The following is a 15084-nucleotide window of genomic DNA, read 5'->3' as shown; positions in this document are numbered from 1 at the left end:
CTGGCCCCGCACCTGCGCCGGGCGCACGTCCCAAGGGGCCCCGGCCCACCCCCGTACCCGTACACATGACGATGGCCCCGCCCCCTGCGTAAGAGGGGGCGGGGCCATCACCGGCACAGACGAGCGCGCGCGTCAGCTCTCCTGCTGCGCCGCTGGCTTCCGCGTCGCGCGGCGGCGACGCGGCTTCGCCTCGCCCTCCGCAGCCGACTCGGTCGCCTTCGGCTTCTCCGTCTTCGGCTTCGTGGAGGACGCACGCGTCGACGTACGACGACGGGGCTGCGTCGGCTCCGGCTCCGGCATCGGGGCCATCTGGAAGTCGACCTCCGGCTCCGCCGAGACCCGCGCCCGCACCGGGCGCTTCAGCCGCGGACGTACCGGAGCCTCGACCACCTGGGTCGCCTCGACGACCGGCGCCGCCTTGGCCCGGGGGGCCCGCGCACGGGTGGGACGCTTCGCCGGGACCTCGTCGGCCTCCGGCGCCGGGGCGGTGACCTTCACGGTCCGCTTCCGGGTGGTCTTCTTGGCCGGAGCGGCCTCCTCGGCCACCGGGGCCTCGGCCACCGGCGCGGCAGCGACAGCGGCCTCGACCGGCTCGGCGGTCTTCCGGGCACGCGTACGGGTACGCGGCGCCTTCGGGGCGGCCTCCTCGGCCACCGGAGCCTCAGCGACCGGAGCCTCGGCCACCACGGCCTCGGCGACGACCGGAGCCACCGCGGTCGCCCGCGTCCTGCGACGGCGGCGCGGCGTGCGCGGCTCCGACGCGTCCGGGGCCTCGGCGGTCTCGGTGGCGGCAGGGGTCTCGGGGGTCACGGCCGCGGGAGCGGCAGCATCCAGGTCCGAGCCGCCGCGGGTGCGGCGGCGCTGGCGCGGCGTGCGGGTGCGCGCCGGGCGCTCCTCGACGACCGTGGCAGCGGCTGCGGGAGCCGACTTGCGGCCGCGGCCGCCCGTCTCGCCCAGGTCCTCCAGCTCCTCCGCGCGCAGACCGGCGCGGGTACGGTCGGCCCGGGGCAGTATGCCCTTGGTGCCCGCGGGGATGGAGAGGATCTCGTACAGGTGGGGGGACGTGGAGTACGTCTCCTCCGGCTCGTCGAAGGGGAGGTCCAGCGCCTTGTTGATGAGCTTCCAGCGCGGGATGTCGTCCCAGTCGACCAGGGTGACGGCGATGCCCTTGGCGCCCGCGCGGCCGGTGCGGCCGACGCGGTGCAGGTAGGTCTTCTCGTCCTCGGGCGTCTGGTAGTTGATGACGTGCGTGACGCCCTCGACGTCGATGCCGCGGGCGGCGACGTCGGTGCAGACCAGCACGTCGACCTTGCCGTTGCGGAAGGCGCGCAGCGCCTGCTCGCGGGCGCCCTGGCCGAGGTCGCCGTGCACGGCGCCGGACGCGAAGCCGCGCTTCTCCAGCTGCTCGGCGATGTCGGCGGCGGTCCGCTTGGTACGGCAGAAGATCATCGCGAGGCCGCGGCCGTCGGCCTGGAGGATGCGGGAGACCAGCTCCGGCTTGTCCATGTTGTGGGCACGGAAGACGTGCTGCGCGATGTTCGCGACGGTCGCGCCCGTGTCGTCCGGCGCGGTGGCGCGGATGTGCGTGGGCTGCGACATGTAACGACGGGCCAGGCCGATGACGGCGCCGGGCATGGTCGCGGAGAAGAGCATGGTCTGCCGCTTGGGCGGCAGCATGTTCATGATGCGCTCGACGTCCGGGAGGAAGCCGAGGTCCAGCATCTCGTCGGCCTCGTCGAGGACGAGGGCGCGGATGTGGGACAGGTCCAGCTTGCGCTGGCCGGCCAGGTCGAGCAGGCGGCCCGGGGTGCCGACGATGATGTCGACGCCCTTCTTGAGCGCCTCGACCTGCGGCTCGTACGCGCGGCCGCCGTAGATGGCCAGGACACGCACGTTGCGCGCCTTGCCGGCGGTCAGCAGGTCGTTGGTGACCTGCTGGCACAGCTCGCGGGTCGGTACGACGACGAGGGCCTGCGGGGCGTCGGTGAGCTGCTCGGGCTTGGCCCGGCCCGCCTCGACGTCCGCGGGAACGGTGACGCGCTCAAGGAGCGGCAGACCGAAACCGAGGGTCTTGCCCGTACCGGTCTTGGCCTGGCCGATGACGTCGCTGCCCGAAAGCGCGACGGGGAGCGTCATCTCCTGGATGGGGAAGGGGGACGTGATGCCGACTGCCTCAAGGGCTTCGGCCGTCTCGGAGAGAATGCCGAGGTCACGGAACGTAGTCAGGGTGCTGCCTCTTCTGTGAGACGCGACTCAAGGCGAACAACGGGGGTCGTACCGTGCCTGGGTCTCATCCGGCCTTGGGAGGACCGGGTGGCGCGGGACCACTGCCATTGCTCTAGCGCTCGTGTCGCTGAGGGTTCCCTCGTCTGCGGAAGTGCTTGTGCACCGCGCGCACGGAGGGCTGTCGGGTCGGAGCCGATCGGGCCACCGACCGGGCATCCTCATTCGGATGGCCTGCACAGAGCGCGCGCACCAGGGTGCGTACGCGGGGAATGCTCAGCAGGCGCATTACCACTGTACCCCGGATTCGCGCATGTGTGTTGGGTGAATTCGTAGGAATGGTGGGACGGCGGTGTACGCCTGCTCGTCTGACCAGGCCCTTACGCCCCCCTGCGCGCGGGCTATTGTGCGGTTTATGGAGACGCCTGACACCCCCGCCGAACCCGCCGCGACCGAAGCCCCCGCACCCACCGGAATTGCCGCCCAGGACTGGGCCACGGCCTCCGTGGAGCCGACCTACCGCGACGCGGTGATCGACCTCCTCGGCGCCCTCGCGTACGGCGAGCTGGCGGCCTTCGAGCGGCTCGCCGAGGACGCGAAGCTGGCGCCGACGCTGGGCGACAAGGCGGAACTGGCGAAGATGGCCTCCGCCGAGTTCCACCACTTCGAGCGCCTGCGCGACCGCCTCTCGGCCATCGACTCCGAGCCGACCGCCGCCATGGAGCCCTTCGCCAAGCCCCTCGACGACTTCCACCGCCTGACCGCCCCGTCCGACTGGCTGGAGGGCCTGGTCAAGGCGTACGTCGGCGACTCGATCGCCAGTGACTTCTACCGCGAGGTCGCCGCCCGCCTGGACACCGACACCCGCTCCCTCGTGCTCGCCGTCCTCGACGACACCGGGCACGGCAACTTCGCCGTCGAGAAGGTGCGTGCCGCCATCGAGGCCGACCCGCGGGTCGGCGGGCGGCTCGCGCTGTGGGCGCGGCGGCTGATGGGCGAGGCGCTGTCGCAGGCGCAGCGCGTGGTGGCCGAGCGCGACTCGCTGTCGACCATGCTGGTGGGCGGCGTGGCGGACGGCTTCGACCTCGCGGAGGTCGGCCGGATGTTCTCCCGCATCACCGAGGCGCACACCAAGCGGATGGCGGCGCTGGGACTGGCGGCCTGAACCGCGCGGCTGGCTGCGCTGGGTGACCCGGACGGCTGGCGGCGCTGGGACGGGCCGCCTGACCTGCGGATTTCTTGATACGTAGTGCCCTGCGCCGACGGCGCAGCAGAGCGGGGCCCGTCCACCGGACGGGCCCCGTCGCTACGCCGCGGCCGATCGGCGGCGGATGCGTCCGGTGGGGCGCAGCAGCAGCGAGAGCGACACCGCTCCCACCGCGGCCGCCCCGACGAGGGTCGCGAAGGGGTGTCCGGGGCCGACGGCCGCATGCGTCAGCCAGGCGCCGAACAGGGCGCCGAAGAGGCCCGCGGTGAGCACCAGCGGGCGGGACGGCAGGCGTTCGGGCAGCCGGGAGACGGCCGCCCACGCGAGGGCGAGGCCAAGGATGACGGAGCCGAGAGCTTCCAAGATCAACGCGGTTCCCTCCTGTGCACTGCAACGTGGGCAAATGGGTCGTAGCCCGTCTTACCCGGAGGGTGCGGAATGCAACCCTCCCCAACGGCCCGGGACCACGAACGGCCCTTCGGCGAGGGAGCCTTCGGGGCCGCTCCCGGCTGCTTCGGGGGCCGCTTCGGGGGTTCCGGGGCCGTCAGGAGGGCAGACGTGCGCAGGGCCCGGCGGGTTGATCCCGCCGGGCCCTGCGCACGTACCTGTGTGACGCGTACTAGAGGGCGCCGAAGCCCACTCGACGCTGCGCCTGCTCGCCGATCTCCACGTAGGCGATGCGGTCCGCCGGCACCAGGACCCTGCGGCCCTTTTCGTCGTTCAGGCTGAGCAGCTGTGCCTTGCCGGCCAGCGCGTCGGCCACGGCGCGCTCGACCTCCTCGGCAGACTGCCCGCTCTCCAGAACGATCTCCCGGGGTGCGTGCTGCACGCCGATCTTGACCTCCACGGCTATGTCCCTCCGACGATCTGGGTCGGCGCGGTCCACCGCGCCGTACGTTCAGACACATTAGCCCGGAGAGAGCACGTCATTCGCTTTCCGGGCAACGCCGGGAGCGAACACGCCCCGGCGTCGGCGCATCGGCGTCAGTGCTGCTCGGAGCCGTGCAGCGGGAAGCCCGCGATGCCCCGCCAGGCCAGCGAGGTGAGGAGCTGGACCGCCTGGTCGCGCGGGATGGTGCTGCCGCTGGACAGCCAGTAGCGGGCCACCACCTGCGAGACCCCGCCCAGGCCCACGGCCAGCAGCATCGACTCGTCCTTGGACAGGCCGGTGTCCTCGGCGATGACCTCGCTGATGGCCTCCGCGCACTGGAGCGAGACCCGGTCCACGCGCTCGCGCACGGCGGGCTCGTTCGTCAGGTCGGACTCGAAGACCAGGCGGAAGGCGCCGCCCTCGTCCTGGACGTACGCGAAGTAGGCGTCCATGGTCGCGGCGACGCGCAGCTTGTTGTCGGTGGTCGAGGCGAGTGCCGTGCGGACCGCCTGGAGCAGCGACTCGCAGTGCTGGTCCAGCAGCGCCAGGTACAGGTCCAGCTTGCCGGGGAAGTGCTGGTAGAGCACCGGCTTGCTGACTCCGGCGCGCTCGGCGATGTCGTCCATCGCGGCCGCGTGGTAGCCCTGCGCCACGAACACTTCCTGGGCCGCGCCCAGGAGCTGGTTGCGTCGGGCTCGGCGTGGCAGGCGGGTGCCCCGCGGACGTGCCGCCTCTGTCTGCTCGGTGGCTGTCACGCCGCCTCCCATGTCTTTCAAGTTCACGGACCTCTCACCGCACGGCTGTTCCGTGTGATGTGCGCCGCGCCGCCATCGTACTTTTCGGTAACCCCCCTGTGCGCGGTGCGGACGGAGAATTTCACGGAGCGGACACCGAGTGAAGGGTGATCAGTGGGCCGAAATGCGGAGAAGTGGGCCCGCTCAGCGGTGGCCCCGGCCTCGGTCCCGCACGGTCTCGGTCCCGCACGGTCTCGCGGTGGCCGCCGGGTCGGTCCGGCGGTGGGCCCTGCCCCGTCTCAGCGGTAGTCGTCCTCGTCGAGGGCCACCACGCGCGCCTGTTCCGCGACGTCCGCCGGGTTCGCGGAGCCCGGGTCGAGTGGCGGAAGGGGGTCGTCCGTCTCCTGTCGTACGTCGGTGTGCTGCTCGGCGGCGTCCGCCTCGGGCGTCTCGGGGGCGAGGGCCGCCGACTCGGCGGGGTCCGCGCGGAAGTCGTCCGGTTCGGTGGGGTCCACAGTCATGGTGTTCCGCCTTTCCGGCGCGCGGCCCGTCATGTGCGGGCGCACGTCCTCTTTCGAGCGTAGGAGCGCGCGGGGGCGCGCGCCATGCGGTCGGGGGGCGCACGAGGGGGAGTCTGTGACCGCGAACACACGAGCCCCTGCGTGATCGTCTCGTAACATTGGCGCCATGTCTTCGACCGATCTGCCGGAATCCAGCACCGCGGCCGCCCCGTTGCCGATGGTCAGTGCCGTCAGGGTCGCCGAGGGGGAGGAACTGAGGACCGTCTCCCTGCCCGGTCTGACGCTGAACGTGCGCTCCCGGCCTCCGGCGCAGCAGGGCCTGCCGCCCGCGCTGTACGTCCACGGGCTCGGCGGCTCCTCGCAGAACTGGTCGGCGCTGATGCCGCTGCTCGACGGCGTGGTCGACGGCGAGGCCCTCGACCTGCCGGGGTTCGGCGACTCCCCGCCGCCCGACGACGGCAACTACTCGGTCACCGGGCACGCGCGCGCCGTCATCCGCTTCCTCGACGCCCGTGGCCGCGGCCCCGTCCACCTCTTCGGCAACTCCCTCGGCGGCTCGGTCTCCACCCGTGTCGCCGCCGTCCGCCCCGACCTGGTGCGCACGCTCACCCTGGTGTCGCCCGCCCTGCCGGAGCTGCGGGTGCAGAAGACCGCCGTCCCCACCGGGCTGCTCGCGATCCCGGGCGTCGCCGGGCTCTTCGCCAGGCTCAGCCGCGACTGGACGGCCGAACAGCGCACGCGCGGCGTGACGGGCCTGTGTTACGGCGATCCCTCCCGGGTCTCCGAGGAGGGCTTCCGGGCCGCCGTCGAGGAGATGGAACGGCGGCTCCAGCTGCCGTACTTCTGGGACGCGATGACCCGTTCCGCGCGGGGCATCGTGGACGCGTACACCCTCGGTGGCCAGCACGGACTGTGGAAGCAGGCGGAGCGGGTGCTCGCGCCCACCCTGCTGGTGTACGGCGGGCGCGACCAGCTGGTGTCCTTCCGCATGGCGCGCAAGGCCTCGGCGGCTTTCCGCGATTCCCGGCTCCTGGCCCTTCCGGACGCGGGACATGTGGCGATGATGGAGTACCCCGAGGAGGTCGCCGAGGCGTTCCTGGGACTGCTGCAGACGCATGCCCCCGTTGCCCCCGCCGCCCCCGTGGGGTCGTCGGCGCAGGCGGACCCGCACAACGCAGAGCACACGGAAACAAGGAGCTGATCCGCCGCGTGGGACGTCACAGCCGCCGAGGCGCCGCACCGAAGGGTGCCGACGAGACGCCTGGCATACCCGGCGGCGCCGCCGCCACCCGAGGTGTCGCAGGTGCGCCCGCCGCACCCGGCACCGGGCGACGCCGCCGCGGTGACACAGGGGCGATACCGCGCGTCGACACAGGGGCGATACCGCGAGTCCAGGACACCGGCGCGACAGCGCGTTACCAGGACACCGGCCCGGTGCCCCGTTTTCAGCCGCGCCACCTCGCGGGGGGACCGCAGGCACCGGTGCGCGGCGGACACCCCGAGCAGCGCGAACCGGGCGGGGGCTGGGGGGATACCGGCGGCGGACGTCATGGAATCACCGGTGCTGGTGCTGGTGCTGGTGCTGGTGCTGGTGCCGGTGCCGGTGCCGGTGCTCGTGCTGGTTCGGGCTTGGGCGCCGGCTCGGGTGCCGTCACCGACACCGGCAGCGGGCGCTACGGCGACTGGGTCGGGGCGCCGCAGACACAGCCGCAGACACGTCCGCAGCCGCAGCCGCAGCCGCCCGCCGGGATCGGTGTCGGTGCGCGCATTCCCGCGCAGCGGCGTCCGGGGCAGCGCGCTCCCGGGCCGCGCCGCGACTTCGTCGAGGCCTTCGAGGAACCGCAGCCGCAGCCCCGTACGGCAGGTCCCCGTGACCCGTACGACGCCGTCACCGACTGGGGCGACGCAGAGGCCCTGCACGCGGGTGCCGACGACTCCGACGGCACGGCCCCCCGCTCCGGGCGCTGGCTGGCCCGTACCGTCATCGGCGTCTCCGCCGCGGCGGTGACAGCGGCGCTCGCGGTCATGGTGACGGGCCCGGGATCGTCGTCGGGACCGAAGGACAAGGCCGCCGGTGCCGGTGTCGTCGACCGTGACGGCGCCGACGACCCCTCGCGCGACAAGGACCGCACCGCTCCGCAGGGCAACGAGCTGAAGAAGGCTCCGGCCACCGGACTGTCGTACGAGCAGCGCATGGCGCAGAAGCTGCCGATGGCCGCCGACCAGCGTGGGCCGAACGCCTTCGACACCGTGCCCGGGGAGGCCGCCGCGCCGCGCAAGGGGGCCAAGCACTTCCGCTACCGCGTGGACGTGGAGAAGGACCTCGGGCTCGACGGGAAGTTCTTCGCCGACGCCGTGCAGCGGACGCTGAACGACAAGCGCAGCTGGGCCGGGGACGGCCGGATGTCGTTCGAGCGGGTGTCCACGGAGAAGGCCGACTTCGTGGTGACGCTCGCGTCCCCGGTCACCACCGACATCTGGTGCGAGAAGTCGGGCCTGGAGACGCTCTCGCGCAACGTCTCCTGCGACTCCGCCCGCACCGAGCGCGTCATGATCAACGCCTTCCGCTGGGCCGGGGGTTCGGAGACCTTCGGCGACGCGCTGCTCTTCCCGTACCGGCAGATGCTCATCAACCACGAGGTCGGTCACCGGCTCGGGCACAACCACGAGATCTGCTCCCAGGACGGCGCACTCGCACCGGTGATGATGCAGCAGACGAAGACGCTGGAGACCGGCGACAAGAAGTGCCGCCCCAACGCATGGGTGCACCCGGAGAGTTGACGCGCGGGCCCGCGGGCTCCTGCGCGCGACCGCAGGGGCTCGCGCGCGTGCACACACCTCTCTAGCGCGACCAAACGCGACCCGCGCAGGAAAGTTACGACTCTTCACCCCTTCCGGTGGTGCGATGGACAACCGTCCGTCGCAGCACCGGCATGTCCGCATACGGTCGGTCCCGCTGCGAGTCGCCGGATCAACGGCGGCTGCCCACAAGGGAGATCGGGGGTGTACACGTGCGGATCGGACTGCTTACGGAGGGTGGTTACCCGTATGCGACCGGTGAATCCAGGTTCTGGTGCGACCGGCTTGTGCGCGGGCTCGCGCGGCATGCGTTCGACCTCTACGCCCTGAGCCGCAGCGCGGACCAGGAGGAGCAGGGGTGGCTGGAACTGCCGCCGCAGGTGCAGCGGGTGCGCACCGCCCCGCTGTGGGTCTCCGAGGCCGACTTCAGGACCTCGTACGGACGCCTCGGCGCCCGCACCCACGGGCGGCGCGAACGGCGCCGCTTCGACGAGCACTTCGGGGAACTGGTCTCGGCGGTCTGCGCGGGGGAGACGGCGGGGGACGGCCCGACGGTGGCGGAGCGTTTCTCCGCCGGGCTGTACGGGCTGGCCGAACTCGCCCGTGAGAAGGGCGGGTTGCACACCGCGCTGCGCTCCGAACGCGCCGTGCGTGCGCTGGAGCGCGCCTGTCGCGCGCCGGGCGCACCCCGGGTCGTACAGATCGCGAAAGTGCCCGACTACCTGGCCTTCGCCGACTTCCTGGAGCGCACCCTGCGCCCCCTCTCGCTCGACTGGTACGACGCCGGGGAGGGTGGCCTGGGAGCCGTCGACCTGTGCCACGCGGCCTCGGGCGGCACGGCGGCGCTGCCGGGGCTGCTGGCCAAGCGCTTCTTCGGGGTGCCGCTGCTGGTGACCGAGTACGGGGTGCAGCTGCGGGCGCACTACCTGGCCGCGCAGGAGGCCGAGTCGAGCGCTTCCGTACGGACGCTGCTCGCCTCCTTCCAGGGGCTGCTGGCCGCCGAGGTGTACGCCCAGGCCGCCGTCATCACCCCGGGCAACGCGCACGCCCGGCGCTGGCAGGAGCGCTGCGGCGCCGACCGCGCCAAGCTGCGCACGGTGTACCCGGGGATGGATTCCGAACGGTTCGCGACCGTCGGGGAGGCCACGGGGGAGGCCATGGGGGAGGCGGCCACTCCCGGCGGGCCCGGGGCGGGCCCGGACGGCACGCTGGTGTGGGTGGGCCGGGTGGACCCCACCAAGGACCTGGTGGCGCTGCTGCACGCCTTCGCGGCGGTGCGCAGGGCCGAGCCGGACGTGCGGCTGCGGATCATCGCCGCGCCGATCGCCGAGCCCGACCGCACCGCGCGCGGATACCTGGCGCACTGCCGGGCGCTGGCCGCCCAGCTCTTCCCCGACGAGGCCGCCGACGCGTACGCCGAGGGCGAGAGCCCGGTCTCCTTCGAGGAGATCGGCGGGCCGGGGGCCCCGGAGCTGGCGGACGCGTACGCGGCGGGCTCCGTGGTCGTGCTCTCCAGCGTGGTGGAAGGCTTCCCCATCGGCCTCGTCGAGGCGATGTTCTGCGGACGGGCCACCGTCTCCACGGACGTCGGCGCGGTGGTCGAAGTCATCGGCGGTACGGGCCTGGTGGTGCCGCCGCGCAACCCCCGCGCCCTCGCGGACGCCTGCCTCGCGCTGTTGCGGGACCCGGAGCGCAGGGCGCGCCTGGGGGCGGCGGGGCGCGCAAGGGCGCTCGAACTGTTCACCGTCGAGCAGAACCTCGCGGCATTTCGCGGCATTTACCTGGAGCTGGTTTCGCACTGCCCGGTGCGCAGGGAGACACGGGACGCCGATCCCCTGCCGTTCGAGTTCCCGGCGGAGGCGTATGTGCCGGGCACCTGGACGGGCGGTGCGCCGCTCGACTTCGGGCGCACGCCGAGCTGGGCGGCGTACGAGACGCCCGAGGAGACCGGGACCCCGCCCGGGACCCCGCCCGGGACCCCGCCCGGGGCCCTGCCCGGGGCCTTGTCCGGGGAGCCGCTCGCCGCGGTGGCCGTCCTGGCCGAACCCGATCCGCCGCACGCGGAGTACTTGTCCGACACCACCGACCCCGTACGGGAGGCACGCACATGACCACGCAGACGGCAGACGCGACGGGCATGGCGGAGACCCCTGCCCAGGGCACCGACGTGTCCGCGATGCGGTCCACGACGGCTTCGGTCCCGGTGCAGCCGGTGCCTCTCGACGCCGGTGCCGGTGCTCGTTCGGGCACCGGCACGGATGCTCGCGCCGGCACCGGTGCCGGCGCTCGGAAGGACGCCGGCACCGGTGTGCGGGTGAGCGCGTCGCGCAGTGGGCCCGCCGACCCGGTCAAGGTGCTCATGCACCGCCACCGCGAACTGTGCGAACGGGCCGTCGACCCCCTGGAGATCGCCGCGGGCCTCGAAGCGCACGGCGTCACCGACCGCACCGCCGCCCGCTTCCGGCACCGGGACGTCTTCTCCCTCGCCGAGGAGCTCTACGCCCGCGTGCCGCGTGCCGACGAGGAGGACACCTCGGCCCGGCACGCCCCGCAGCCCCCGGCGCCCGGCGACGCGCTCCCGGCCGCCTGGGCGGCGTCCGCACTGCTGCCCGGTGTCCTGTGCGCCCTCACCCTGCTCGGCGCGGACCGGCTGACCGGCGGCGCCAGGATCGCGGTCGCCGCCGCCGGGGCGCCGGCCACGCTCGCCGCCGTCGCCCTGTGCCTGCGGCGCGGACCGCTGCGGGCCGACGGCTACGCGCCGTGGACACGCTCCTGCTGGCTGCTGCTGTACGCGGTCCTGGGCGACGGCGTACTGAACCGGCTGCTCGGCGACGGCCCCCTCTGGGCACCGGAACCGGCCACCCTCCTCGGGCTCACCGCCGCCCTGGCACCCGCCGCCTGGTGCGCCCGGCTGCTGTCCGTGCAGGCCCGCCGCAGGCTCAGCGTGAGCCGGGGCACCGAGGACTTCGGGGCGGCGGTGCGGCCGCTGCTGTTCGGGGTGTTCGGCCTGTACGCCGTGACGCTGACGATGCTGCTGTACGCGGCTGCCGGGCTCGGCTTCGGCGGTGCCTTCGCGGTGTCCTCGCTGGCCGTCGGGTCCCTGCTGTTCCTGGCCCGACTGCTCGCCGTGCACGGGATGCCCGGGGCGGGCGCGGCCGGACTCACCGCCGCCTGCACCGTCGAAGTCCTCGCCCTCGCCGCCCTGTCGGCGTCCCGGCTGCCCGGCTGTGCGGCCCTGGCGGAGCCGGTGCGGGCCGTCGTGCGGGAGTGGGGCACGGGAGCCGTCCCGGCCGCCGCCTGCGGCGCCGCGGCCCTCGGCCTCCTCGCCCATGCCGCCGTCGCACTGTCTCGGGCCTCCGCACACGCGGGGCGGCGCGACTGACCACGCGGCGCGACAGCGCGCGGGCCCACCCGCCCCCGGTGTGTCCCGCGCGCACAGCGGCACCGCGATCGCCCTGCCGCCCGCCCCCTCCGTCGTACGACCCCTACGTCCGTACGACCCGACCGAGCCACCCCCCTGGCAGCCCCGGAGCCGACGCCGAGGCAGCCGCAGCACCACCCCGTCACACCCGCAGCACCCGTACAAACACCCTCAAGGAGAACGTCACATGACCCCCCCACCCCCTGTGTCCGTGCAGTCCGTGCGCGCCCGTCGGCACCGAGGGGAGGAGGCACGATGAGGGTCCTCCTGCTCGGCGCCAACGGATACCTCGGCCGCTTCGTCGCGGACCGGCTCCTCGCCGACCCCGCCGTCCAACTCACCGCCCTCGGGCGGGGCGACGACGCCGACGTGCGGTTCGACCTCGCCACCGGCAGCCCCGGCGCCCTGACCCGGTTCCTGGACGCCGTGCATCCCGGCGTCGTCGTCAACTGCGCCGGTGCCACCCGGGGCGGCGCCCGCGACCTCACCCGGCACAACACCGTCGCCGTCGCCACCGTCTGCGAGGCCCTCCGCCGCAGCGGCTGCGGGGCGCGCCTGGTCCAGCTCGGCTGTGCCGCCGAGTACGGGCCCTCCCAGCCCGGCTCCTCCACCGCCGAGGACGCCGTGCCGCGCCCCGGCGGACCGTACGGCGTCAGCAAGCTGGCCGCCACCGAGCTGGTCCTCGGCTCGGGCCTGGACGCCGTCGTGCTGCGCGTGTTCTCGCCGGTCGGGCCCGGCACGCCCGCCGGATCGCCACTCGGCCGCCTCGCCGAGGCGATGCGCCGGGCCATGCAGTCCGGCGACGGCGAACTCAAGCTCTCCGGGCTCGGCGTGCAGCGCGACTTCGTCGACGTACGGGACGTGGCGCGCGCCGTGCACGCCGCCTCCCTGTCCGCCGCACAGGGCGTCGTGAACATCGGCACCGGACGCGCGGTACGACTGCGCGACGCCGCCGCCGTCCTCGCCCGGGTCGCCGGATACGGCGGCGCCCTGCACGAACTGGACGCCCCCAGCGGGTACTCCAGCTCCGCGGCCGCCAGCGCCGCCGTCCGCAACGGCGGTGTGCCCACCATCGGCGCCCCCCGCTCCGGAGACGCCCTCACCGAACACCTCGGGGCGGCCCCGTACCCGTACCCCGACGGCTGCGGAAGCTGGCAGCAGGCCGACGTGCGCACCGCCCGCGACCGGCTCGGCTGGCGGCCCCGGATCAACCTGGAGGAGTCGCTCGCGGACATCTGGATGGAGGCGGCGTGCCGCATCTGAGCACCTCCGGCGCCGTCCGCCCCGCCATAGGGGCGGACCGGCTCGGGATCGGTGTCCCGGGCTACGCGCACCCGCTGCTCGCACCGGTCGAGTGGGCCGAACTGCTGCGCTTCTCGCGGCTGCACTCCGGCCCCGGAAGCACGGCGCCCCTGCACTGGACGGTGCTCAACGTCGCCGACGGGCCCGGCGCGCGCCCCGACCCGCACTGCCTCGACGCCTCCGGGCGACTGCGCAACGCGGGCCTGCGGGTGCTCGGACACCTGGACATGACGTACGGGGCACGGGCGTTCGGCGAGCTGGTGGCCGACGCCCAGCGTTTCCTGGACTGGTACCGGGTCGACGGCTTCTATCTCGACCGCTGTCCCACAGAGCGGGACGAACTGTCCGAAACCCGGCGGCTGACCGCCACCCTGCGGTCGATGCTGGAGGGGACGAACGCCCTCGACGGCGGCCGTCTCGTCCTCGGCCACGGCACCCATCCGTACGCCGGATACGCCGAGACCGCCGACCAGTTGGTGACCTTCTCCGGGCCGTGGACGGACTACCGCTGGTCCCAGGCGGCTCAGTGGACGGCCGCCTACCCGGCCTCCCGCTTCTGCCACCTGGTGCACGGGGTGCCGCGCACACATCTGGAGGAGGCGCTGCGGATCGCCCGCTGGCAGGGGGCGGGCACCATCTGGTTCACCGACCGGACCGAGCGGGCGGGCACCGACGACCCGGTCGGCAGCCCCTGGGAGGCCCTGCCCGGGTACTGGGACGAAATCGTCTCGCGCATCGGACCGGGTGTCTCGGAATGAGAAGGGGCGTGGCAGTGTTACACGACGAACAACCGTATTGATTGACCGACCACCGGAGTTCCCGTGTCGCTGCCACCCCTGGTCGAGCCCGCTGCCGAGCTCACCGTCGACGAGGTCCGTCGGTACTCCCGCCACCTGATCATCCCGGACGTCGGGATGGACGGGCAGAAGCGCCTGAAGAACGCCAAGGTGCTCGCTGTGGGCGCCGGCGGCCTCGGGTCCCCTGCCCTGATGTACCTGGCCGCCGCAGGCGTCGGCACGCTCGGCATCGTCGAGTTCGACGAGGTCGACGAATCGAATCTGCAGCGCCAGATCATCCACAGCCAGGCCGACATCGGCCGCTCGAAGGCGGAGTCCGCCAAGGACTCGGTCCTCGGCATCAACCCGTACGTGAACGTCGTCCTGCACGAAGAGCGGCTCGAAGCCGAGAACGTGATGGAGATCTTCTCCCAGTACGACCTGATCGTCGACGGCACGGACAACTTCGCGACGCGCTACCTGGTCAACGACGCGTGCGTGCTGCTGAACAAGCCGTACGTATGGGGCTCGATCTACCGCTTCGACGGCCAGGCCTCGGTCTTCTGGTCCGAGCACGGTCCCTGCTACCGCTGCCTGTACCCGGAGCCCCCGCCGCCGGGCATGGTCCCCAGCTGCGCCGAGGGCGGCGTGCTCGGTGTGCTGTGCGCGTCGATCGGCTCCATCCAGGTCACCGAGGCCATCAAGGTCCTGACCGGCGTGGGCGACCCGCTGGTCGGTCGCCTGATGATCTACGACGCCCTGGAGATGCAGTACCGCCAGGTCAAGGTCCGCAAGGACCCCGACTGCGCGGTCTGCGGCCCGAACGCGACCGTCACCGAGCTCATCGACTACGAGGCCTTCTGCGGCGTCGTGTCCGAGGAGGCCCAGGAGGCCGCCGCCGGTTCGACGATCACTCCCAAGCAGCTCAAGGAGTGGATCGACGCCGACGAGAAGATCGAGATCATCGACGTCCGCGAGCCGAACGAGTACGAGATCGTCTCGATCCCCGGCGCCAAACTGATCCCCAAGGGCGAGTTCCTGATGGGCACCGCCCTGGAGAGCCTGCCGCAGGACAAGAAGATCGTCCTGCACTGCAAGACGGGTGTCCGCAGTGCGGAAGTCCTCGCCGTGCTGAAGTCGGCGGGCTTCGCCGACGCCGTGCACGTCGGCGGCGGCGTGATCGGCTGGGTCCACCAGATCGAGCCGGAGAAGCCGGTCTACTAGACCTGT

Annotated in this window: 13 protein-coding genes; 8 read left to right on the top strand and 5 right to left on the bottom strand. The window is 73.1% G+C overall.

The genetic code is table 11. The features are described from left to right. Positions 1–132 precede the first annotated feature (132 nt). Positions 133–2136: a DEAD/DEAH box helicase gene (locus ACIO3O_RS12355; protein WP_401744788.1), complete on the bottom strand. Its 2004-nt coding sequence runs from the start codon at positions 2134–2136 to the stop codon at positions 133–135. A 493-nt stretch (positions 2137–2629) separates the two neighbouring features. On the opposite strand from ACIO3O_RS12355, the gene ACIO3O_RS12350 reads away from it, so the two are divergent. Next, positions 2630–3388, top strand: coding sequence for a ferritin-like fold-containing protein (locus ACIO3O_RS12350; protein ID WP_401744787.1), 759 nt, complete (start codon positions 2630–2632; stop codon positions 3386–3388). Between the two features lie 141 nt (positions 3389–3529). On the opposite strand, the gene ACIO3O_RS12345 is transcribed toward ACIO3O_RS12350, so the two are convergent. The 4 genes from ACIO3O_RS12345 to ACIO3O_RS12330 all read right to left on the bottom strand — a co-directional run bounded on the left by ACIO3O_RS12345 (position 3530) and on the right by ACIO3O_RS12330 (position 5556). Continuing rightward, complete coding sequence (locus ACIO3O_RS12345; RefSeq protein ID WP_401744786.1) at positions 3530–3799, bottom strand: hypothetical protein; 270 nt, start codon at positions 3797–3799, stop codon at positions 3530–3532. A gap of 250 nt (positions 3800–4049) precedes the next feature. After that, positions 4050–4277: a DUF3107 domain-containing protein gene (locus ACIO3O_RS12340; RefSeq protein WP_345228559.1), complete on the bottom strand. Its 228-nt coding sequence runs from the start codon at positions 4275–4277 to the stop codon at positions 4050–4052. Between the two features lie 137 nt (positions 4278–4414). Further along, positions 4415–5056, bottom strand: a complete 642-nt coding sequence (locus tag ACIO3O_RS12335; RefSeq protein WP_189820701.1) for a TetR/AcrR family transcriptional regulator — start codon at positions 5054–5056, stop codon at positions 4415–4417. A gap of 278 nt (positions 5057–5334) precedes the next feature. Next, positions 5335–5556: a hypothetical protein gene (locus ACIO3O_RS12330; RefSeq protein ID WP_401744785.1), complete on the bottom strand. Its 222-nt coding sequence runs from the start codon at positions 5554–5556 to the stop codon at positions 5335–5337. Positions 5557–5722: 166 nt separating this feature from the next. Between ACIO3O_RS12330 and ACIO3O_RS12325 the strand changes: the two genes are divergently transcribed. The 7 genes from ACIO3O_RS12325 to moeZ all read left to right on the top strand — a co-directional run bounded on the left by ACIO3O_RS12325 (position 5723) and on the right by moeZ (position 15078). Beyond that, entirely contained in the window at positions 5723–6757 is a 1035-nt protein-coding gene (locus ACIO3O_RS12325; protein ID WP_401744784.1) for an alpha/beta fold hydrolase, read from the top strand. A 428-nt stretch (positions 6758–7185) separates the two neighbouring features. Then, complete coding sequence (locus tag ACIO3O_RS12320) at positions 7186–8337, top strand: DUF3152 domain-containing protein (RefSeq protein WP_401744783.1); 1152 nt, start codon at positions 7186–7188, stop codon at positions 8335–8337. 230 nt (positions 8338–8567) lie between these two features. Further along, positions 8568–10466, top strand: coding sequence for a DUF3492 domain-containing protein (locus tag ACIO3O_RS12315; RefSeq protein WP_401744782.1), 1899 nt, complete (start codon positions 8568–8570; stop codon positions 10464–10466). Next, complete coding sequence (locus ACIO3O_RS12310; RefSeq protein ID WP_401744781.1) at positions 10463–11737, top strand: hypothetical protein; 1275 nt, start codon at positions 10463–10465, stop codon at positions 11735–11737. Before ACIO3O_RS12315 ends, ACIO3O_RS12310 begins: the two co-directional genes overlap by 4 nt. Before the next feature lie 294 nt (positions 11738–12031). Further along, entirely contained in the window at positions 12032–13039 is a 1008-nt protein-coding gene (locus ACIO3O_RS12305) for an NAD-dependent epimerase/dehydratase family protein (protein ID WP_189820696.1), read from the top strand. After that, complete coding sequence (locus ACIO3O_RS12300) at positions 13027–13836, top strand: spherulation-specific family 4 protein (RefSeq protein ID WP_401744780.1); 810 nt, start codon at positions 13027–13029, stop codon at positions 13834–13836. The genes ACIO3O_RS12305 and ACIO3O_RS12300 overlap by 13 nt, the downstream gene beginning before the upstream one ends. A 63-nt stretch (positions 13837–13899) precedes the next feature. Then, positions 13900–15078: an adenylyltransferase/sulfurtransferase MoeZ gene (gene moeZ, locus ACIO3O_RS12295; protein WP_189820694.1), complete on the top strand. Its 1179-nt coding sequence runs from the start codon at positions 13900–13902 to the stop codon at positions 15076–15078. Positions 15079–15084: the final 6 nt, after the last annotated feature.

The organism is Streptomyces sp. NPDC087440 (assembly GCF_044744005.1).
In the GTDB taxonomy this organism is placed as follows: domain Bacteria; phylum Actinomycetota; class Actinomycetes; order Streptomycetales; family Streptomycetaceae; genus Streptomyces.
Note: the sequence above shows the minus strand (reverse complement) of the source record. Positions and strands in the feature narration are given on the sequence as shown.

What these genes read in the sequence shown, in the direction of transcription:
- ACIO3O_RS12355 (WP_401744788.1), bottom strand. Translation starts at nt 2,136, where the DNA reads ATGACGCTCCCCGTCGCGCTTTCGGGCAGCGACGTCATCGGCCAGGCC.
- ACIO3O_RS12305 (WP_189820696.1), top strand. Translation starts at nt 12,032, where the DNA reads ATGAGGGTCCTCCTGCTCGGCGCCAACGGATACCTCGGCCGCTTCGTC.
- ACIO3O_RS12330 (WP_401744785.1), bottom strand. Translation starts at nt 5,556, where the DNA reads ATGACTGTGGACCCCACCGAACCGGACGACTTCCGCGCGGACCCCGCC.
- ACIO3O_RS12310 (WP_401744781.1), top strand. Translation starts at nt 10,463, where the DNA reads ATGACCACGCAGACGGCAGACGCGACGGGCATGGCGGAGACCCCTGCC.
- ACIO3O_RS12325 (WP_401744784.1), top strand. Translation starts at nt 5,723, where the DNA reads ATGTCTTCGACCGATCTGCCGGAATCCAGCACCGCGGCCGCCCCGTTG.